Genomic DNA, 20,661 nt, shown 5'->3' with positions numbered 1-20,661 from the left:
CGGGGGGCGACGGCGTGTGGGGTTCAGTGGGCGCGCGTGAGGCGGGCGACGAGATGGAGCCGGTCGCCATCGGCCGTGGCGGCCGGCAGGTCGCCTTCACGCCATGGCGGCTCCGTACGAGGACCGGGCCCGTCGTACAGGGCGAGCACCTCGAAGCCGTGCACGGCGAGGAGATGGCGCAGCTCCTGAGGGAAGAGCAGCCGCCACGCGGAGCGCTGCTCGACGGGCGGCGATCCGTCGTCGGCGGTCCATACACGGGTGCGGCGCAGCAGTTGGGCGGTCCGGTCGACGCGCAGGGTGGTGGTGGACCGGTAGGTGATGCCCTGCCGGCTCAATTCGTTGACGGACGCGGTGTCGAGGAGTTCGGTACGGCCCAGGAAGAAGGCCCCGTTTCGCATCTCCGCGACGAGCAGTCCTCCGGGTGCCAGAGAACGGCGGCAGGAGGTCAAGAAGCCGTCGAGTTCGTCGTTGGTGTGGCAGTACAGCAACGCACTGTCCAGGCACACCACAGCGTCGAAGGGCCGTGCTGCGAGGTCGAATCCGCGCAGGTCTGCCTGCAGGTACTCCGGACCGGGGTGGTGCGCGCGGGCGTGCTCCAGCATCGCCTCGGACAGATCCGCGCCGACGACTCTGCGACCGGCCGCGTGCAGATACGCCACGTCACGGCCTGTGCCGCAGCCGATGTCCAGGACCCGCGGACCGGCCCCGTACCGCCGCAGACAGTCCTCGACCCAGCGGCCCGCCAGACGCGCCTCGTCGGGGAAACGGGATTCGTACAGGACCGGGTTGTCGGTCAGTAGGTTCGCGCTGCTCATGCGTGTCTCCTCATGCCGGCACCGGTACGGGCGCCATGTGGACGGGAAGCACTCGCCGGTGATGCAGCCAGGCGACGCCGGCGGCGGAGGCGAGTCCGAAGGCCAGGCAGCATGCCCAGGGCAGCCACTGCGCCCCCGCGCGCTCACCGGCATCCATGGCCCAGCCGACAACCGTGTTGCCGACGGCCGCGGCGATGCCCGAGACCACGTAGAACAGCCCGAAGTACGTGCCGGTGAGCTCCGGCCGGCCGAAGCGGGGGATCAGCTCCATCACGAAGGGCTGGGCGATCATGACGCCCAGGTAGAGCAGCAGCGCCCCGGCCAGGACAGGCAGCGCGCCGAGCGCCGCGTCGCCGACACCGCCGCGCGGTGTCCCGGCCCCCGCCACCGTCATCGGCGGTATGAAGGCCAGTCCCATCAGCATGAGCCCCGCGCCGATCCATCTCGTCCGGGTGCCACGGCTCTTCAGCGCCCGCGTGATGCGCAGTTGCAGCAAGAGGTTGGTGAGAGTGCCGACGAGGAAGACGATGCCGGCCGCGCCGTCCCAGCCGGTCGCCCGGCGCGCGCCGTCGGGCAGCAGCAGATACAGCTGGTTCTCCATGGTGAACATGCCGACCATGGCAAAGGCGAACGCCATGAAGCCGCGGTTGCCGATCACCTCTCGCCAGTCCCCGAGGACGCTGTTCGCGGACGGAGTTACCTGGCGTGCCGGAAGGACAACGGCCTGGGCGACCGTGAGCACCGCGAAGATCCCGGCGGCGGTGAGCGCGGAGGCGCGGAAGTCGACCATCAGCAGGGCGCTGCCGAGCAGCGGCCCTATCAGGGCGCCGGTGGTCGCGAAGACGTTGAACAGGGCGAATGCCTCTGCCTTGCGCTCCCCTGCCTCCTGGGCGAGATAGGCCCGTACGGCCGGGTTGAACAGCGCCCCGGCCAGCCCGCTGAGTACGGAGGCGGCGAGCAGCACCGTCAGTCCGTCGCCGAGGGCGAAGAGCCCGAAGCCGACGGTGCGCAGCGCGCATCCGGCGATGATGACCCCGCGCGCTCCCAGCCGGTCCGATGCCGATCCGCCGATGAGGAACAGGCCCTGCTGGCTGAGGTTGCGTACGCCGAGAACGATGCCGACGACAGCGGCCGACAGCCCGAGGTCCTCGCTCAGATGCACGGCGAGGTACGGGATGAGCAGGTAGAAGCCGGCGTTGACGCCGAGCTGGTTGACCAGGAGGAGTCGTATCGCGAGGGGGAAGCCGCGTATCTCGTGCCACGTCCTCACGCGCGTTCACTCTCCGCTTCGGCGCGCGGGCGTACGCCGAGGCCGGGGTGGCGGCTTACCCGTACGGTGCCGTCGGCGCCGCCGATACCGGTCCACGGGTCGTGGGCGAGCAGCAGATGCCCGTCGAGGTCGATCCACCGGGCACGATCGGCGAGATGCACGGCGGGGGCGATGCCGAGCGTGCTGGCGGTCAGACAGCCGAGCATCAGCTCGGTGCCGGTGCCGGCGATCAGTTCGGCGATCCGCAGTGCCGCGGCGACGCCGCCGCACTTGGCGAGCTTCACGTTGATGCCCTGCACCCGCCCGGCAAGTCGGCGAGCGTCCTCGTAACCGACCGCGTCCTCGTCGGCGATGACCGGCAGCGGCGAGCGTTCGGCGAGTTTTGCCAGCGCCTCGGGGTCGCCGGGTGCGATCGGCTGCTCCACGGCCTCAATTCCCAGCTCCGCGAGGCGGGGCAGCAGCCTCTCCGTCGTGGCAACGGTCCAGGCTCCGTTGGGGTCCAGGAGCAGCCGGGCGTGGGGAGCCGCGGCGCGCACTGCCCGCACGCGTTCCAGGTCGTCGGCGGGTTCCTGGGAACCGGCCTTGATCTTGAGGACCGAGAAACCGTCCCGTACCAGGCGGGCGGCCTGGGCTTCGGCTTGTCTCGGCGACGTGATGCCGATGGTGCGGGCAGTCAGGGCGGACGGCTGGGCGGAGCTACCCAGCAGTTCATGGACGGGGATGCCTGCGCGCTTGCCCAGGAGATCGAGCAGCGCGGACTCGACGGCCGCGGTCACGGCGGGCGGGGTGCTGTCCCGGCCTCCGGTGCGCAGGGCCTCCAGGGCGCTCTCCGGTTCGGCGAAGCGTGCCAGCCACTGGGACTCCGCGTGCAGCAGTCGCCCGAGTGTGTCGGCATCGAGGCCGTAGTACACGCTGGTGACGGCCTCTCCGCGGCCGAGCCGGCCTTCGTATTCGATGAACAGCCAGACTGCGTGGCGGGCCGCCATCGTCGAGCGGGATATGCGCAGCGGCTCGGTGAGTTGGAGACGCACGGTGCGCTGACTGACCTTCACGGGCTCTCTTCCAAGCGTGGGGTTCGGCTGTGCAGCGGGTCGGTGACGGCGCGGCACCGTGCCCAGCCGGTGGCCTCCACGGCCCGCGGATGCGGGATCTCGATGGGGCGCCTGGCAGCGGTGGCCAGGTCGAGCCCATGGGCGGCGGCGAAGTCGTCGTCGTAGACGCTGCCGAGATAGCGGTGGGGACCGTCGGGGAAGACGGTGGCGACGACGGCTCCCGGGTGGACGCGGGCGGCCCAGGCGGCCACAAGCGCTACGGCTCCGGTGCTCCAGCCGCCGCTGACGAAGTTGCCGACAGCCAGCTTCCGGCAGGCGCCGGCGGCCTCGACCGGGCCGACCCAATGGACCTCGTCGAAGGCGGCGTAGGCGACGTTGCGCGGATGGATGCTGCTGCCCAGGCCGCGCATCAGGCGGGGCCTGGCGGGCTGGCCGAAGATCGTCGAGCCGGTGGCGTCCACGCCGATCAGCCGGAGCCCGGGCCAGTGCCGCCGCAGCGGTCCGACCACACCCGCGCTGTGGCCGCCGGTACCGACACTGCAGACCAGCACGTCCAGGTGGTCCAACTGAGCGGTGAGCTCGGCAGCGAGGGAGGCATAACCGACGATGTTGTCGGGGTTGTTGTACTGGTCGGGCCAGTAGGCGTCCGGCAGCGTCGACAGCAGATCCCGCAACCGGGCCAGCCGGGCGGCCTGCCATCCGCCTTCGGCCGCCGGGCGGTCGACCAGCTCCAGCCGGGCGCCGTGTGCACGCAGCAGTTGTCGCATCGAGGGCTCCAGCTCCGTGTCGCCGACCAGCACGATCGGATGCCCCAGGGCCTGACCGGCGAAGGCCAGCCCGATGCCGAGCGTTCCGGAGGTGGACTCCACCACCGGGGCACCGGGGCACAGTTCACCGCGCTCCTTGGCCCCGAGAAGCATGGATACGGCTGCTCGCGCCTTCATGCCACCGGCGCCGAGACCTTCCAGCTTGGCCCAGAAACCGGGCTGCGGGCAGGGCAGATCGACGGTGATGCGGGCGAGCGGGGTACGGCCGAGCAGGGCGAGCAGGTCGCGGTTGCCCGCGGGGCTGAGGACGGCCGTGGTCACAGGGCGGCTCCGGGGAGCTCACTGCCGCCGTAACGGTGGATGGTCCCTGGACCACCGTCGAGCCAGAAGAAGGGGTACGGTTCCGCGCACACCGCGCTGACTCCGGCGCCAATGAGGCGCGGCAGCACCGCGCTTCCGGTCTGTGCGAACATCACCAGCGGCTTGCCGTGCAGCAGTGCGTGCTTGCGCAGCGGCTCGAAGCTGCCGTTGCCGAGTGTCATGCCCGAGGCGAGGACGGCGTCACAGCGTTCCAGTTCTGACAGCGCGTCGGCCCGTACGGGCTCGCCCCACTCCGTCGTACCGCCCTTGAGGTCGCAAGGTATGTACGCCAGACCACGCGCCCGCAACGCCTCCAGCAGGGAGTTGACCACGCCCACGACGAGCACGGTGCGCCCCGGGGCGACATCGAGCAGATCGACGACAGCCGCGGCCCTGGCCCGTGACTTCTCCAGGGAACTCCCGGCGGGCAGCGGACAGGGCCGTGCGCCGCTCGCGGGACCGTGGGGCAGGACGTGCATCAGGTAGGCGTCGAGCGCGGCCACCCGCACCGGCAGCAGTTCATGCTCCAGGAGGCGGGCGACATCAGCGCCGACGCAGTCGTCGATCGCGCCGTCCGGGAGCCCACCGGGCTCGACCGCGCAGGAACCCACTGCTTCAGCCAGACGCAGGCTCAGCACTTCGTTGCGGTAGCCGCCGCTGCGCCCGTCGTGCCTCACAGCCTGACGCGTGGAGAATGCGACCGCGATCCGCCGGGTGCGCGGGTCAGGGCCGAAGCCTCCGCCGAGGACACGGCCGACGAGTTCGTCGTACGAGCCGGCGGCGACATCCGTGTCGGTGATGGCGGTCATCGGCCGACCACCTTCGGACAGAGCGCCGAGAGCAGCGTCTCGACCCGATCGCGAGCCCCGAAACCTTCGGCATCGCCGGCCATCACGTGGCCCAGGTAATCGTTGTTGCTGCCCGCTGCCTCGACGACCTTGCCGGGCTCGGCGAGCTGGATCTCCAGCAGGCCCGCTGCCGTGCGCACGTCGTCGGCGCCGTCGATGGACTCCAGCACCCCCTCGGTGTCCGGCACCAGGAATCCGATGGCCGCGCTGCGCAGACCGGTGGCTCGTCGGCGCAGGTCCGGTTCGCGGCCGAGAGCCACGTCGACGCAGGCGGCGGCGAGGTCGATCCCCGTCACATGACGGACCAGTTCGGTGATGCGGTTGCCGGCGGGGCGTGGGTTGACCTCGACCACCCGCGGGCCGTCGGCTGTCAGTTTGATCTCGGTGTGCGTCACGACCTCGTCCAGGCCGAGGGCCTTCAGCGCCTGAACTGCCGTCTCCGCAGCGGCCCTGGCGTCAGCGGCAGCGAGCGCTGCGGGGAACATGTGGCCGGTCTCGATAAAGGCCGGCGCCCCGCCGATGCTCTTGTCGGTCACCCCGACCACCTGCGCCGTTCCGGCGAACGACACGGTCTCGACGCTTACTTCCGGCCCCCGGAGCAGCTCTTCGAGCAGGACCACGGGCTCGCGGCGCTGGCCTCGCGCGTTGACGGGGAAGTCCGCGAGCGCCCTGTAGGCGCGGGTCAGCTCCGATTCGTCGTCGACGCGTCGGACGAACATCCCGGCGCACAGGTCCACGGGCTTGAGCACCAGCGGGTAGCCGATCTCCCGCGCCGCATCGGCGGCCTCGGCCCAGTCCGCGCAGACCGCGAACCGCGGCCCCGGCACTCCGGCATCGGCAAGGACACTGCGGGTCGCGTCCTTGCGGCAGGCGTTCTCGACCGCTGCGGAGGAGGGGCCCGGCAGCCCCAGACGTCCGGCGATCCGCGCAGCCGTCGGAAGGTAGTAGTCGCAGGAGGTGATCACCCCGTCGAAACCCAGTGCACCGTGGGTGCGCTCGACGAAGGGCAGCAACGCCTCGATGTCGTTGGTGTCGGCGGTCAGCACGTTGTGTGCCGCGAGCAGCGGGTGCCCGGTGCCCTCAGGGGCGGAGCGCAGGTAGTGGTGCAGGTCACGGGTGAGGAAGGTGAACTCGTGCCCGCCCTCGCGGATCGCTCTTGGCAGCAGCCTGCTCATCGATCCGACCCAGCTCTCGACCATCAGCAGATGGGCCACGGCTTCCTCTTCTCAGAACGCGGGTTGGACGCATGACGCGTCGGCGGCACCCGTCCGGGACGGCCCGCCTTGACGGAGCCACACGCTATCGACAATCGTTTTCATTGTCATCTGATCCAGCGTCGATTCTCTGAATGCGAGACCCGTGATCCCTGTTACACGCCGCCGGGGCGCGCTGTGCGCCCTCATGGCCACCACCACCGCCCTGGTCCCGGCCGCCCCGGTCCACGCCACCACCACCCGCGTTCCATCGATGCGTCTCGGCGCCTGCCCGGAGTCCATGCCGGTCCCGGCCGCCCCCGATCGAGTGGAGTGCGGGTGGCTGAGCGTCCCGCTCGACTGGGAACACCCGGACGGCGAGCGCATCAGCATCGCCCTCTCGCGCGTACGCGCTTCGGGGCCACCCGGGGAGCGGCGCGGCATTCTGCTGGTGAACCCGGGCGGGCCCGGTGGCCCTGGGCTGGCGTACGCCGTCACCAAACGGGCCAAGTTGCCCGAGCGCGTGCGCCGCTCATACGACGTCATCGGCTTCGACCCGCGCGGCACGGGACAGAGCGCACCCGCGGACTGCGGCCCAATGGGCGGCCTTTTCGACAGCCCCGGAGCGGAGCCCGTACCGTCCGGCCAGACCGCGGAAAAGGCATACCTCGACTCATTGAGGCGTATGGCGGACGACTGCGCGGCCGGCGTCGGCGACGCGCTGGAGCATCTGTCGACCACTCAGACCACCCGGGACATGGACGCCATACGTTCCGCACTCGGCGAACGGCGGATCGGCTTTCTGGGCGTCTCCTACGGCAGCTACCTCGGCGCCGCCCATGCCGCACTGTTCCCGCAGCGCGTCGGCCGTATGGTGCTCGACAGCGTCGTCGGTCCCGGAGACTGGTACGACTTCGACCTGCGGCAGAGCCGGGCACTGCTGCGCCAGCGCGAGGTGTTCTTCGCCTGGGCCGCCCGGTACGAAGAGCGCTTCGGTCTCGGCGGCAGCGCCGGCCGGGTCCGTGACGCCTATCGCCAGGCGCGCCAAGGACTCGCAACTCGCCCCGTGAACGGCTTCGGTGCGGCCGAGTTCGACCGTGCCGTGTACCGAGCGCTTGGCCGCACGGAACGCTGGGAGGGCCTCGCGGCGGGCATCGGTGCGTACCTGCACGACAGCAGCACCGAACTCCTGCGCCCCGCCGCTCCTTTCGGCGACGCCGCCTCACGCACCTATGAGTCCGCGAACCGCGTCGTGAAGTGTGCGGACGGGCCCGGCCCGACGCCGGGTCGGGTCACGGCCGACCTCCGGCGACTGCGGCAACGGGACCCGCAGCCGATCGTCACAGGAATCGAAGCCTCTGCTTGCACCTACTGGCACCACATACCCGCCCACAGCACCCGGCTCGGCAGCCCCGAGGCGCCTGCGGCGCTGCTGATCGCCTCCGAACACGACCCCGTCACACCCATCGAGGGCGCCCGGCAGCTACGGCAGCGGCTGCCCGGCTCGCGCCTGGTCACCCTCCACGACGACTACTCCCACGGCGTGTTCGCCAGCCGGGGCAGCAAGTGCGTGGACAGCGCCGCTGCCGCGTATCTGGTCGACGGGACCGTCCCGGTGACGGATGTGCACTGCGAAGGCCCAGGTCTGCCGACACCCCGAGTCCCCAACGAATGAGTTCTCAGCGAATAAGGAGTTACGCGATGACCGATGCCCTGCAAGACGCACCGCACCCCGCGTACGTCGTGCGCCCCGCCATGGTGGCCGACGTGGAGCGAGCGCGCCGCGTGATGCTCGATACGTTCTACCGGGAATTCGGCTACGGCTACGTACCCGAATGGCACCGCGACGTCGTCGACATCGTGGGCACCTACCTGGACGACCCCCGGCATCTGCTGCTGGTGGCCGTGCACGGCGACGAGGTAGTGGCCACGACCGGCGTGCGATCGGTCGGTCCCGCTCATCCGCCGCACCCGCGCCGGCTCGCCGAGCGCTACCCGCCGGGCACGACCGCGCAGATCGTCCGTGTCTACGTCAAAGCCGAGCACCGGCGGCACGGTCTGGCGCGGACCCTGGTGCGCAGGGCATGCGACTTCGCCGCCACCACCCCGGGCTACGACAGCATCTATCTGCACACCAACGTCCATGTGGAGGGCGCCGAAGCGTTCTGGCGGAGCATGGCCAAGGAGGTCTTCGACGCCCGGACGACCGGTGAGCACGGTCCCGGTGTCGGCACCGTGCACTTCGAGATCCCGATGCCGCAGTGACGGTAAAGCCCGCATTGGAAATGGAATCCATTTTCATGTAGCGTCTGCGTCGCGCCGCCCAGAGAGGACCCGAACCATGGCTGTACCCAAGCGGAAGATGTCCCGCAGCAACACCCGTCACCGCCGCGCTCAGTGGAAGGCGATCACGCCGCAGCTCGTGCCGATCACGGTCGACGGCACCGCCCATCTGGTGCCGCAGCGGCTGGCCAAGGCGTACGAGCGCGGCCTGCTACGCCCCGAAGGCTGACGGGCATGGCCGAACGACTGCCCGTCACAGTCCTGTCCGGCTTCCTCGGAGCGGGCAAGACCACGCTGCTCAACCATGTGCTGAGCAACCGCGAAGGCCTGCGCGTCGCGGTCATCGTCAACGACATGAGCGAGATCAACATCGACGCCGCACTGGTCCGCGGCGGCGAGGCCGCCCTGTCGAGGACCGAGGAACGCCTGGTCGAGATGACCAACGGGTGCATCTGCTGCACCCTGCGCGACGACCTGCTCGAGGAGGTCGACCGCCTCGCCCGCGCCGGCCGCTTCGACTACCTCCTCATCGAGTCCAGCGGCATCTCCGAACCGATGCCCGTCGCAGCGACCTTCGCCTTCCCCCGCGACGACGGCGCCACCCTCGGCGACCTGGCCCGCCTCGACACCATGGTCACGGTCGTCGAGGCCGTGGGCTTCCTGCCGGAACTGGCAGGCGGCGACGGGCTCGCCGAGCGCGGACTCGACCAGTACGAGGACGACGAACGCACCGTCAGCGACCTGCTGATGGACCAGATCGAGTTCGCCGACGTCATCGTGCTCAACAAGCTCGACCTCGTCGATACGGAGAGCGCCGACCGGCTGCGCGCAGCCCTGACCCGCCTCAACCCAGTGGCCCGGATCGTGGCCGCGACCTGCGGGCGCGTGGACCTCGGCGATGTGCTCGGGACCGGGCTGTTCGACCTGGAACGTGCCCAGCAAGCCCCGGGCTGGGTCATGGAACTCAACGGCGACCACGTTCCGGAGACCGAGGAGTACGGCATCTCCAGCACGGTCTTCCGCTCCCAGGCGCCTTTCCACCCGGGCCGCCTGTGGACGTTCGTCACCGAGGGACTGGACAGCGGGACCTTCGGTCAGATCCTGCGCTCCAAGGGGTTCTTCTGGCTGGCCAGCCGCCCGGGCGTGACCGGCCTGTGGTCACAGGCCGGCTCCGTCGCCCGTTTCGAACCCTCCGGCGCCCGGGACGCGGACAGCGCACAGGGCCAGGAACTGGTCTTTATCGGTACCGGCCTGCGCACCGAGGCGCTTCAGGCCGCCGTTGCCGACTGCCTCATGAAAGATGGCGAAAGCCTCCAGGCCGTAGATCCGTTCCCCGCGTGGGACACCTACGGCATCGACGACGCCTGCGAGCACGAGCACCCCGAACTCGTACCGCACATGTGAAGCCACCGGGTTGGGCAGTGGTCGCAGCCACGGCACTGCCCAACCTGGTATGCCCGCCATCGCCGGACTCGCGGAACCCGAGGCGGTGAACTGCCATGCCGACTCAACCATGTGTCCGACGATGGCGAGCATTCTCTGGCAATGATTGCCGCCCGGCTCATCGCCTCACGTGCCACCTCCGCGGCGAGGGGCTGGCTGTGGTTGAAGCTCGGCCGTTCGGAGTGGCTGCGGATGCCGGCCCGGCACACCGGCCATCAGCAGGGGCATGGCCGGTGGGAGGAGTTCCGGCTCGGCTTCCAGCACGACTTCCTGCCCGCCGGCGGGTTCCTCGTACTCGGTGCCATGGCCGCGGCCACCTTCAATGTCACCGTGCCGCGATCGGTGCTGGACACCTTCTCCGGCTCGCCCTGGTTGTCGGTGCTGTTCCTCGCCGGGCTCGCGGTCGTCCTCGCCGTCTGCTCGGAGGCCGCACTCCGGTTCTCGGCGACCACTGCGGTGTTCGCCATCGTGTGAAGCGCCCTCGTCGGTTGGTGGCTGCTGTGAGACGCACCAGGCGTTGGCACTCGACGCGGTCTGAGCGCGCATGACCGTCCGCATGGTCCGGGCCCGGACCATGGCGTGCGGTCCGGGCCCGGGTCCCGTGTGCCGGTCAGCCTGTTAGGCGTGTCACCGCCGGGACGAGGTCGCCCTGTTTGGCGACGCCCACGGTCCACAGGTCTGCGGTGCTCGGCACAGTGGTGAACCCTCGTACCACCACACCGGGGTCGGCTGCCTTCTCCCAGCGGCGCTGCTGCGTGTCGAAGCGCAGGGCGAGTGAGACGGCACCCTTGCCGCCGACCGCCCACAGCTTTCCGTCCCCCGCCCTGCCGACGGCTCGAAGCCGGCCGTCGGCGATAGCGGGTGTCGTAACGTCGGTCCACTTCTTGCCGTCCCAGTGCACCGCGTAGGGGCGATCGCCTCCCTTGGACGTCGAACCGCCCACCGCCCATATGTCGTCGGCACCCAGTGCGGTGACGCCGCTGAGCCAGCGGTGCTCGTTCTTGGCAGCGGTGGGTGCGGCGGCCCGCGTCCAGGAGGTGCCGTCCCAGTGCAGCAGCAGGGCCGTCTCCGCGGCGTCGTCGGTGGCGAAGGACGTGCCCGCCGCCCAGATGTCGTCCGGTGCGACGGCGGTGAGGCTGGTGAGTTCGCCCTTGCCAACGTCGGGCAGGGTCTGCCGGCGCCAGGCCGTGCCGTCCCACGCCTGGATGGCGGGGACCCCGTTCTTGATGCCCTGCGGCACCGCGCGGCCGGCCGTCCAGGCCTTCCCGTCGGACGTCGTCACCACCGCGTCGGGTGCCAACCGGCCCGCGGGGTCACGGCCGAGATTGCGCGTGGTCCAGGAGGTGCCGTCCCAGTGGGCCGCCGTCGCGCCGACCGCCCAGATGTCGCTGGCCGACCGTACGGCGAGCGCCTGCGGGAAGCTGCCGTCCGGCAGCGTCGACTGCTGCGTCCAGGACGTGCCGTCCCAGTGCAGGGCCAGGGCCTCCAGCTCGGTGCCGCTCTTCAGCCGGTAGCCGACGGACCAGGCCTGCCTGTCGCTGAGCGCGGCCACGGCGGTGATGTCCCCCTTGGCCACCGGGACCTTGGTCGCCTGCCACTGTCCGGCGAGGCGCGCCGGTGTGGCCGCCACGTCCTTGGCGGCGGGCGCGGGTCCGGCCCAGCCCGTGCCGGCGGCGATCAGGCCCCCGGCCGCGATGGCGCCCGCGGCCAGCGCTGTCACCAGCGGTGACCGACCGAGGTGCAGGCGCCGGGATGACTTGCTCGTGTTCATCACGGAACTCCTTGAGTGATCGGCGGTCGGCTACTTGGCCGTGGTCTGGATGACGAAGTCGAAGGCGCCGGTGTATCCGCCGCCCTGCGGGCCCGCGAGCGTGATCGTGCAGGCCCGGTTGAGGAGCCGGTCCGCGGCATTGAGCGCGGCGAAGTCACGGCCGTACGCCTGGGTGTCGTCGGGGAAGTACAACTGGGTGACGAGCACCGGTCCGCCGGGGGCCTGGACCTGAGTGTGGATGTGGGGTGCCCGCTGACCCCAACGGCCCCAGTAGTCCCGGGGGATGATCGTGCTCAGCCGGAACGCGCCCCTGCTGTTGGTGAACTGGTGTCCGCGCAGCGAGAAGCCTGCGGTGTCGTAGTCGCCGTTCTGGTCGCACTGCCAGAACTCGATGAGCGACCCGGGCAGGGGCTTGCAGGTCGTGTCGTAGACGATGCCGCTCAGATCGAGCCGCACTCCGTGGACAGCGGGGGTGATGAAGTCGGTCCGCTCGGGAGACTGCGGCTTGAAGAGCGGGCCCTCCGTCGCCGCCGGGGTCTCGTGACCGTCACAGGCGGGCGTGACTGCCGGCGGGCGTCCCGCCGCGCGTGCCTCCTGCACCGGGCTCACCGGTGCCGCCAGGGCGGTGCCGGCCGCGCTTGTCGCCACAAGGGCGGCGGTCATTCCCGCCGAACTCGTTCTGATGAACGCCCGCCTCGAGCTCGTGTGTTCGCCGTCCGCATCGTGGTCGTGCCGCACCGCATCTCCTTGCCGGGTCACTGTGCAGGCAGGGCATTCCGTGGGGGGGGAGGACCCGGATCCACGCCGTCGGGTCCTTGGAATGCCCTGTTCCGCGTCAGCTTGGTCGCTGCGGCGGGCGTGCGGATCGATCGGATGACCGGTGGCTTGGCGGCGTTACGAAACCTCGCCGCGGCGCGGATCGTGCGCGGGGGCGGCCCGGCGCTTCTCCCTTCCGGCCACCCACAGCGCGATCTGCGTACGGGAGCGCATGCCCAGCTTGTCCCGCACGTTGTCGAGGTGGGTCGAGACGGTGCTCGCCGATAGATCCAGACGAGCGGCGATCTCGCGGTTGGTCAGTCCCTCGGCGACCAGCGCCGCCACCGTCATCTCCCGCCCTGTGAGCGGGGATTGTCCGTTGTCCGTACGGACGGCCGGCGTCGCTCCTTCGCCGTTGCCGCGCAGGGCGTACCCGATCAGCCGCTCCCAGCCCATCCCGCGTCCCTGGGCCACCGCGGTGTCCCGCCCCGCCGGGGTCAGCGCCTCCGCCGCTCGGGCCGTCGCCGACTCGACCTGGCGCCACCACTCGGCCTCCGGCTCGGTGTCCAGCCGCCGGCGCGCCTGCGCAGCGGCCGCGAACAGCCGCATTGACCGCTTCATCTGGCCCCGCTCGGCTGCCACGACGGCAAGCCCCTCCAGTGGATACAGCGCGTGGAAGCTCTCTCCGGGCACCGTGCGCAGGCCCTCGGCGAACAGGCCCTGGGCCGCTTCGGTATCGCCCAGGGCGAGCCGGATCGCACCGGCAGTGTGCAGAGCGGCCGCCGACTGGGCCCAGGTGGACTTTCCGCGCAGCAGCGCCAGGCAGGACGCCATCAGCTCGTCGCCCTCGGCCGCCTTGCCGATGTGCAGCAGCGCCCAGGCCAGATGGTGGCGGCACGACGCGGTGTCGCGGGGGCGGCCGAGTGTGGCGACGATGTCCAGGCACTCCGCGAAGTCGGCGACGGCCCGGGCGAACTCGCCGCCGCACACCAGGGCGGCGGCCCGCGCGTCCAGGGCGTTGGCGAGTGCGGTGGGGTTGTCGCGCCGCCGCTCGATCGCCACCGCCTGCTCCGCGAAGTGCAGCGCGGCCGCAGGGTCCTGCTGCTGGCAAGCAGCGCGAGCGGCGAGCGCCGGTGCCGCACCGCCGTGCGCCGAGCCGTCGTCCTGCGCGAGTACTGCGGTCAGCAGGGCGCGGGCGGCCGTCAGCTGCTCCTGCTGGAAGCGCACCCGCGCCAGCGCGAGGGCCAGCCCCAGGGGCGGCCTGCCGTCGCGGTCGGTGGCATAGGCGACTGCCGCCGCAAGGTTCTCCCGTTCCCTCGCCGGTGCTCCGCCGATCTGGTCGGCGAAGAGCCGGCCGGCGGTGGGCTCCAGCAGACCGGTCAGCCAGTCCAGGGCCCTCTGCCAGGTCCTGTGCAGTTCGCCGGAGTCGGCAAGTCGGTCGAGTGCGTAGGCGCGGATGGCGCTCAACTGCCTGAATCTCGCGGTGTCTTCGGTCCCCGGCAGCCGTACGATCAGGGACTTGGCCTCCAGGGCGCACAGCACGCGCAGCACATCACGCGACGGCACCTCGCCGTCGGCGCAGACCACGGCCGCGCCAACGGCGTCGAATCCGCCGACGAGGACGGCGAGTCGGCGGAAGAGGGTCTGCTCCTCCGGGGCCAGTAATCGATGGCTCCAGTCGATTGCCGCGGCCAGTTCGCGGTGCCGGCCGGGCCCGGTCCTGCTGCCGTCCGTCAGGAGCGCGAGCTGGTCGTCCAGGCCGGCCAAGATGTCGCTCAGCGGAAGGGCTCCGGTGCGGCGCGCCGCCAGCTCGATGGCCAGCGGCATCCCGTCGAGACGTCGGCAGATCTCCGCCACGGTACGGGCGTTGCCGACGTCCAGCGCGAATCCAGGTACGCGTCCGGCGGCTCGCTCCACGAAAAGCCGTACGGCGTCGGCCTGCAGCACGGCTGCCGGGTCGCACCCGGCGGCGAGCGGTGACAGGGACAGTTCACCGACCCGGAACACCACTTCGCCCGGAACCCGCAGCACCTCGCGGCTGGTGGCCAGGATCCGCAGCCGGGGGCACCGGCTCAGCAGGGCCGCGGCCAGCTGTGCGCACGACTCGGCCAGGTGCTCGCAGTTGTCCAGGATCAGCAACATCGAGCGTTCGCCCAGGGTGTGGGCAAGCATCTCGACGCCGCTGCGGCCGCCGCGTTCGCCCAGGCCGAATGCGGTGGCGACAGCCTGGGGCAGCTGGGTACCGTCGTGCAACGAGTCCAGCTCGACGAACTGGGCCCGACCATCGGCGCCGCCGCGCATACTCCCGGCGAATTCCAGCGCGAGGCGGGTCTTGCCGACTCCGCCGGGGCCGGTGAGGGTCAGCAGCCGCGCCGACTTCACCAGGGTGCGCAACCGGGACAGTTCGCGGCTGCGGCCTACGAAGGAGTCGAGTGCACGCGGCAGTTCCCGGCCCCGCACGGGCGAAGCCGGTGCCGGGGCCCCAGCCGCGGCAGCCTGCCGCGTACGGCCCGTGCCGCCTTGTGCCGAGCGGCGGCGAAAGGCTCGCTGTCGGCAGGCGGCAGAGCAGTAGCGGGCTGGCCGACCGCCTTGCGCCGGCTCACTTCCCGTACGCCGGTCCTTGCCGGGCAGCTCTCCCCCGCACTCCTCGCACCCTCGACTCGTACTCATCCGTCGAATCCTCGCCGACCGGCCGCACCCGGCACCACCGCCTCAGGAGAAGGTGAGCCACGCCCCACGGCGGCTGAGCACGGGCTGAGCGTCCGCTATGCGCTCGCTGTGGACGGCCGCCGGTCCCACTCCGGCGACTGAAGCCGCCCCGCCACGCGCCGGGATCAAGCCGGTCGGCCGAACGGCGCTACAGCCGCGCGCGGGCGCACGCAACAGCCGGACCCGGCGCACGCCTCGGCGCCGCCAAGCTCGGCGCAGACCTCCGCCCCACAGGGAGGGCCCCGGGGAGGACCACCTCGACGTGGCCGCACACGTTGGCGGTGTTGTCGATGGAACCCTTCAGCCAGGACATGGCGCGCTCGACCACCCAGCGGTGGCGGCCAGGCAAGGACCTCCCCGTCTTGATTGGCGGCCTCGGCCTGGGCGTATCGCTTGTCGGTCGGCGAACAGGGCCCACCGCCCACGCGGGAAAACGTCGCCGTCCTGGCCTCGGCCGTCCATGTCTGCTCCGCGGCCCGCCCTTGACCGTCGGGCGGCAGCCTAGCTCTTCGAGTCCGGCTTCCAGTCCTGGACGAGGAGCCTGAGCAGCACCTCGTGTGACTACCGCGGCGGCAGACTGTGCGGCCGGCCTGCTGCGGAACCTCTGTGGTCAGGCCGTTGCCTCGGCGGGCTTGAGAACTGCGGAGTCCTCGGCGCTCTTGGCAGCCGTGTAGAACACGGTAGCGCCCTGCTTGGCCCGGACGACCTTACTGCGGGCGACCAGCCTTTCGGTCGTGGTGCGCACGAGGTTGTCGTTGATGTTGCGCTCAGGGTGCGCCTCGGCGAGAGCCTTTGCGATCTCGGCAGCGGTGCGCGGCTCGGTCTGACCGCTGAGGTGCTGATGCACGAAGTCCGTGAGGGTGGGTCCCTTCTGTGCAAGGCCCGTGGCGGGGGTCTTGTTGGCAGCCGCCTTCCTCGTCGCTGTCTTCTTGGCGGAGGGCGTGCGCGTGGTCTTCGCCGTGGCTGAGCCCGGCTTCTTGACGGTCCGACGAGCTGCAGGGACCGTCTGGGGTTCGGCTGTCTCGCCGCCCAAGGCGGAGCGCATGCCAACCAGGAGTTCGTGGTCCTGCTCAAGCGAAGCCAGTTGGGCCTGCAGAGCCTCGATCTCCGCCTGAATGCGCTCTTGTTCGGCCGTGTTCTGATGTAGGTCGGCGGCAACCCTTGCTTCGTACTGGGTCTTCAATGTGGTGGTGTCCGACTCGGGCACAATCGCTCCTCAAAGTGGGGGTGATGATTCCGGACTCTACTCACCGCGCGGCAACACGTGTATGTGTGGACGCAAAACCCTCTCGGCCGAAACAACTTCGGCATGCGCGTGCAGGGAGTCCGAAGGCGCAGACGGTGGCTCGCCGAGCGTGGGAAGCCCCGACACGAGTGATCTATGGCTGGCAGAAATTGCGAACCTGCTGACGGCCTGCGCTGCGCTGACCAAAGCCGGGAGCATGAGGTATCCGGATGGCGGTAGGCCGAAGGCTGACTAGCGGGCCCAAGTGAAGCGACGGCATGACTCGCAAAAGGCAACGAGCCGAACAACCCACCCACAGCTCGCCACGACAGACTTGCCGTCAAGCGCAGCCGCGCACCCAGCGCCAGCCGATGAAGGTATGCCGCAAGGTCACGTCGAGTCGACAGAAGGCCGTGCCGTCCCCGTTCAGCTGCACAGTGGAGTCATGGGTGTTGGCGTACCAGTCACCCGTGAAGTCGAAGATCCCGCGGTAGCCGAACGCTGCGTGGGCGGCGGCGCGGGCCCCTGGGCAGGCAGCATGGCAATCCACACCATCGCTCGTGCCCGCGAGGGACCAGCCTGCGTCCCACGGTTCTCGGTTCCAGTAGTGCCGCGCGGTGGTGTTGACCTCGCGCACCCCGCCGTCAGCGTTTCCCCAGGTCGTGGTGGTGTACAACGCGGTCATCAGGATCCCGCAGCAGTCGTACATCTCCGACCAGGTGCGCAGCTCCCGGCTGTCCGCTGCCGTGTGCCGCCCCCCGTCCGGGGCGGGCACGAACCGGACCGGGCCCAAGTCCAGCTTGCAGTCATCGCCGACGCTGACCTCCTGCCGGGCAGCCGTCCCGGCCGGGGGCGCGGGCAGCCGGCCCGTCACCCGCAACTGCCCGCAACCTTGCACCTGCCGTGCGGTGCCGGACGGTGCGTCCGAGACCGGGGACGCGGCGGCGGAGGAGCCCAGCGGCGTCGGCAGCATGAACACGGCGGCCATGATGAGCGGTAACAGCGGCACCGAGCGCAACGACGGTAAGCAGCTTGGCATTTGTAACCTTCCCTCTTTTGCGACCGGCAGCCTACCGGCCGGTACCAAACGGCTCTCCCCGGCCTCGACGGCAGCTCGGCCCAGCAGTTCCGCGCTGGTCACCGGCTCACACCACGGCAGCCCATTGATGGCGTGCCGCTCGATGGAGGAGTGCCAGTAGACCTCCTCGCGTACCCGCCGCTCGATCTCCTCGATGGGCCGTGCTCCTTGCGAGGACGCCAGGGGTGAGGGAGGTGCGTCCGCAGCCCGTCGGGTCCTCACCGGACCGAAGTGGTGGTGATCGCGGCCCCGGAACGGGCTGAACCTGCCCGCATCGCACACCGTTTGCCGCCCAGTACGTCGTGGCTGTCAGCTATGACCGGAGTCTTTACAAGCGTGGGGCCTGGTGCCATGGTCAGGTCCCGCGTGGCGTGGCTGTGGAAGGCGGCGCCCTGTCCGTGGGGGGACGACGACATGATCCGTGGCTTCGCGCTGTGGTGTCTGAGCCGGTGGTCCCGGTTCAGATCCCGGGGTCTGATTCTGCTGCCCCTGGCCGCTGTCCTCGCGGCTCTCGTCCCCCTCCTCGTCTTCGGCGGCCGCGCGAGCGCCGGGCCGGGGCGGGCGCTGCCGGCGGCCGAACCGACGGTCTCGCCGCCGGCTCCGCATCACCAGGCTGCTCCCGCCGTTGCGATGGAGCCTGCCGCGCCCACCCTGCCCCGCGACGGCTGGACGGCGACCGCAAGCGATCATGAGACGGCGAAGGGCGACCACAGCCCCGTCCGCGCCCTGGACGGCGACCCCAACACCCTGTGGCACAGCCAGTGGACGCCCACGGCCACGCCGTTTCCGCACACCATCACCATCGACATGCACAGGACGGTGGTCGTCTCCGCGCTCGTCTACCAGCCCCGAGCCACCGGCATCAACGGCCGGATCGGCGAGTACGCAATCCACCTCAGCGCGGAGGGAACCGTGTGGGGGGAGGCGGTGGCCACCGGCACCCTGGCCGACGACAACACCGTCAAGACCCTGAGCTTCGCGCCCAAAGGCGCCCGCTACATCCGGCTGACCGCGACCACCGAGGCCGGCAACCGCGGCTCATGGACCAGCGCCGCCGAGATCAACCTGCTCGGCGATCCGGGCACCACCGCAGCCGTGGTCGACCTGCCCCGCGACGGCTGGACCGCGACCGCAAGCGACCACGAGACGGCGAAGGGCGACCACAGCCCCGCCCGCGCCCTGGACGGCGACCCCAACACCCTGTGGCACAGCAAGTGGACACCTACGGCCACGCCGTTGCCGCACACCATCACCATCGACATGAAGACGGCCCGCCGCGTCTCCGCCCTGTCCTACGAACCCCGCCGCACCGGCGTCAACGGCCGGATCGGCGCCTACACCGTCACCACCAGCACCAACGGCACCTCCTTCAGCACCCCGGTGGCGAGCGGAACCTGGAAGGACGACGACACCCCGAAAGGGGCCACGTTCACGCGTACCGTCACCGCCCGCTACGTCCGACTGACCGCGACCACCGAGGCGGGGGGCCGCGGTCCGTGGTCCTCGGCGGCCGAGATCCGCCTCAGCGCTCCCGCCGACCCGGCCGCCCACGGCCTGTGGGGCAAGCTGACGGGCTTCCCGCTTGTCCCTGTCGCCACCGCGGTCCTGCCGGGCAACAAGATGCTCGCGTGGTCCGCATACGGCGCCGACCGCTTCGGCGGCAGCAACGGCTATACGCAAACTGCAATCATGGACCTGGCCACCGGCCGCATCACGCAGCGCCGGGTGGACAACACCGGGCACGACATGTTCTGCCCCGGCACAGCAGTCCTGAAGGATGGCCGGGTCCTGGTCACCGGCGGCTCCAACGCACAGCGCGCCAGCGTGTACGACCCGGCGACCGGCGAGTGGACCTCGGCCGCGGACATGAACATCGCACGCGGCTATCAGGCGATGACGCTGCTGTCCACCGGTGACGCCTTCGTCCTCGGCGGATCCTGGAGCGGCGGCAACGGCGGCAAGGGCGGTGAAGTCTGGTCCCCCGCCAGCGGCACGTGGCGCAAGCTCGGCGGCGTCCCCGTCACCACGACCATGACAGCCGACCCGCGCGGCCCCTACCGCGCCGACAACCACCAGTGGTTGCACGCCACCGCGAACGGGCGCGTCCTGCACCTCGGCCCCAGCAAGCAGATCAACTGGATCTCCACCAGCGGCAACGGCAGCATCACCGCGGCCGGCACCCGCGCCGACAGCCCGGACGCGATGAACGGCAACGCCGTCGCGTACGACATCGGCAAGCTGCTCACCCTGGGCGGCGCCACCGCGTACGAGAACGTCAAAGCAACTCGGCGCGCCTACACAGTCGACCTCAACGGGGGCGGTAAGCCGGTCAGCGCCCGCACCGGCGACCTGGCCCACGCCCGTGCGTTCGCCAACAGCGTCGTGATGCCGGACGGCAAGGTCGCCGTCTTCGGCGGCCAGTCCTACCCGGTCCCCTTCAGCGACGCGACCTCAGCCATGACCCCGGAGATCTGGGACCCGGCAACCGGCAGGTTCACCCGCATGGCAGCAATGGCCGTGCCCCGCAACTACCACAGCGTCGCCAACCTGCTGCCCGACGGCCGCATATTCAGCGGCGGCGGCGGCCTGTGCGGAGCCTGCGCCACCAACCACCCCGACGGGGCGATCTTCACCCCGCCCTACCTCCTCAACACCGACGGCACCGAGAAAACCCGGCCCCAGATCACCGGCGGCGTCCCGGCCCACGCAGCCAACGGGACGAAACTCACGATCACCACCGACACCGCCGTCATCTCCTTCACACTGGTCCGCGCCGGCGCCGCGACCCACTCCACCGACAACGACCAGCGCCGCGTCCCGCTCACCACCCGCCAGACGAACACCGGGACGTACGAAGTCACCGTGCCGGCCGATCCGGGCATCGCCCTGCCAGGCACCTACTTCCTCTTCGCACTCAACGCCCAAGGCGTACCCAGCAAAGCCACGATCCTCAACCTGGGCTGACACACCAGACCGACCACCCGCCTTTGGGCAGACCCCGATAGTCCACCCGTGCACTGCTCCGCCCACTCCGACCTGACCGGAAGTGACAACACCCCGCAATGGCCAGAGGGACCAGCCCAACATCCAG

General features: G+C 70.6%; 16 protein-coding genes and 1 pseudogene. 6 read left to right on the top strand and 11 right to left on the bottom strand.

The window, feature by feature from the left end:
• Positions 1 to 23: 23 nt before the first annotated feature.
• From OOK40_RS24905 to OOK40_RS24880, 6 genes are read right to left on the bottom strand one after another with little or no spacing between them, the layout of a single operon-like run.
• Entirely contained in the window at positions 24 to 815 is a 792-nt protein-coding gene (locus OOK40_RS24905; RefSeq protein ID WP_266486000.1) for a class I SAM-dependent methyltransferase, read from the bottom strand.
• Positions 816 to 825: 10 nt separating this feature from the next.
• A complete protein-coding gene (locus OOK40_RS24900; RefSeq protein WP_266485996.1) occupies positions 826 to 2,085 on the bottom strand; it encodes an MFS transporter in 1,260 nt (419 codons plus the stop codon).
• Positions 2,082 to 3,137: a dipeptide epimerase gene (locus tag OOK40_RS24895; RefSeq protein WP_266485994.1), complete on the bottom strand. Its 1,056-nt coding sequence runs from the start codon at positions 3,135 to 3,137 to the stop codon at positions 2,082 to 2,084. Before OOK40_RS24895 ends, OOK40_RS24900 begins: the two co-directional genes overlap by 4 nt.
• A complete protein-coding gene (locus OOK40_RS24890) occupies positions 3,134 to 4,225 on the bottom strand; it encodes a cysteine synthase family protein (protein ID WP_323136105.1) in 1,092 nt (363 codons plus the stop codon). Before OOK40_RS24890 ends, OOK40_RS24895 begins: the two co-directional genes overlap by 4 nt.
• Positions 4,222 to 5,073 (bottom strand): DUF364 domain-containing protein, encoded by an 852-nt coding sequence (locus OOK40_RS24885; protein WP_266485990.1) that lies wholly within the window; start codon positions 5,071 to 5,073, stop codon positions 4,222 to 4,224. The genes OOK40_RS24890 and OOK40_RS24885 overlap by 4 nt, the downstream gene beginning before the upstream one ends.
• Complete coding sequence (locus OOK40_RS24880) at positions 5,070 to 6,326, bottom strand: ATP-grasp domain-containing protein (protein WP_266485986.1); 1,257 nt, start codon at positions 6,324 to 6,326, stop codon at positions 5,070 to 5,072. Before OOK40_RS24880 ends, OOK40_RS24885 begins: the two co-directional genes overlap by 4 nt.
• A gap of 187 nt (positions 6,327 to 6,513) precedes the next feature.
• On the opposite strand from OOK40_RS24880, the gene OOK40_RS24875 reads away from it, so the two are divergent.
• The 5 genes and pseudogenes from OOK40_RS24875 to OOK40_RS24860 form a co-directional block, all read left to right on the top strand.
• Positions 6,514 to 7,980 (top strand): alpha/beta hydrolase, encoded by a 1,467-nt coding sequence (locus OOK40_RS24875; RefSeq protein ID WP_266485983.1) that lies wholly within the window; start codon positions 6,514 to 6,516, stop codon positions 7,978 to 7,980.
• A 26-nt stretch (positions 7,981 to 8,006) separates the two neighbouring features.
• Positions 8,007 to 8,570, top strand: a complete 564-nt coding sequence (locus OOK40_RS24870) for a GNAT family N-acetyltransferase (RefSeq protein ID WP_266485981.1) — start codon at positions 8,007 to 8,009, stop codon at positions 8,568 to 8,570.
• Positions 8,571 to 8,646: 76 nt separating this feature from the next.
• A complete protein-coding gene (gene rpmF / locus OOK40_RS35470) occupies positions 8,647 to 8,817 on the top strand; it encodes a 50S ribosomal protein L32 (protein ID WP_353961860.1) in 171 nt (56 codons plus the stop codon).
• A gap of 5 nt (positions 8,818 to 8,822) precedes the next feature.
• On the top strand, positions 8,823 to 9,992 hold the full coding sequence (locus OOK40_RS24865; protein WP_353961859.1) for a GTP-binding protein: 1,170 nt from the start codon (positions 8,823 to 8,825) through the stop codon (positions 9,990 to 9,992).
• Positions 9,993 to 10,124: 132 nt separating this feature from the next.
• Positions 10,125 to 10,505 (top strand): annotated as a pseudogene (locus OOK40_RS24860) (hypothetical protein); the annotation flags it as partial.
• 136 nt (positions 10,506 to 10,641) lie between these two features.
• Here the strand turns inward: OOK40_RS24860 and OOK40_RS24855 are convergent.
• The 5 genes from OOK40_RS24855 to OOK40_RS24835 all read right to left on the bottom strand — a co-directional run bounded on the left by OOK40_RS24855 (position 10,642) and on the right by OOK40_RS24835 (position 17,471).
• On the bottom strand, positions 10,642 to 11,802 hold the full coding sequence (locus OOK40_RS24855) for a hypothetical protein (RefSeq protein WP_266485974.1): 1,161 nt from the start codon (positions 11,800 to 11,802) through the stop codon (positions 10,642 to 10,644).
• A 30-nt stretch (positions 11,803 to 11,832) separates the two neighbouring features.
• The gene (locus tag OOK40_RS24850) at positions 11,833 to 12,465 is read right to left on the bottom strand and encodes a dioxygenase (RefSeq protein ID WP_266485972.1); all 633 of its coding nucleotides are present in this window, start codon (positions 12,463 to 12,465) and stop codon (positions 11,833 to 11,835) included.
• A 231-nt stretch (positions 12,466 to 12,696) separates the two neighbouring features.
• The gene (locus OOK40_RS24845; RefSeq protein WP_266485969.1) at positions 12,697 to 15,018 is read right to left on the bottom strand and encodes a LuxR C-terminal-related transcriptional regulator; all 2,322 of its coding nucleotides are present in this window, start codon (positions 15,016 to 15,018) and stop codon (positions 12,697 to 12,699) included.
• An 859-nt stretch (positions 15,019 to 15,877) separates the two neighbouring features.
• Positions 15,878 to 16,474 carry a hypothetical protein gene (locus OOK40_RS24840; protein WP_266485967.1) on the bottom strand — a complete coding sequence of 199 codons (597 nt, stop codon included), beginning with the start codon at positions 16,472 to 16,474 and terminating at the stop codon, positions 15,878 to 15,880.
• A 358-nt stretch (positions 16,475 to 16,832) separates the two neighbouring features.
• Entirely contained in the window at positions 16,833 to 17,471 is a 639-nt protein-coding gene (locus tag OOK40_RS24835) for a hypothetical protein (RefSeq protein WP_266485963.1), read from the bottom strand.
• A gap of 513 nt (positions 17,472 to 17,984) precedes the next feature.
• On the opposite strand from OOK40_RS24835, the gene OOK40_RS24830 reads away from it, so the two are divergent.
• Complete coding sequence (locus OOK40_RS24830; RefSeq protein WP_266485960.1) at positions 17,985 to 20,534, top strand: discoidin domain-containing protein; 2,550 nt, start codon at positions 17,985 to 17,987, stop codon at positions 20,532 to 20,534.
• Positions 20,535 to 20,661 lie beyond the last annotated feature (127 nt).

Source organism: Streptomyces sp. NBC_01481, from assembly GCF_026339995.1.
Taxonomy (GTDB): Bacteria; Actinomycetota; Actinomycetes; order Streptomycetales; family Streptomycetaceae; genus Streptomyces.
This window is presented reverse-complemented; position numbering and strand designations above follow the sequence as displayed.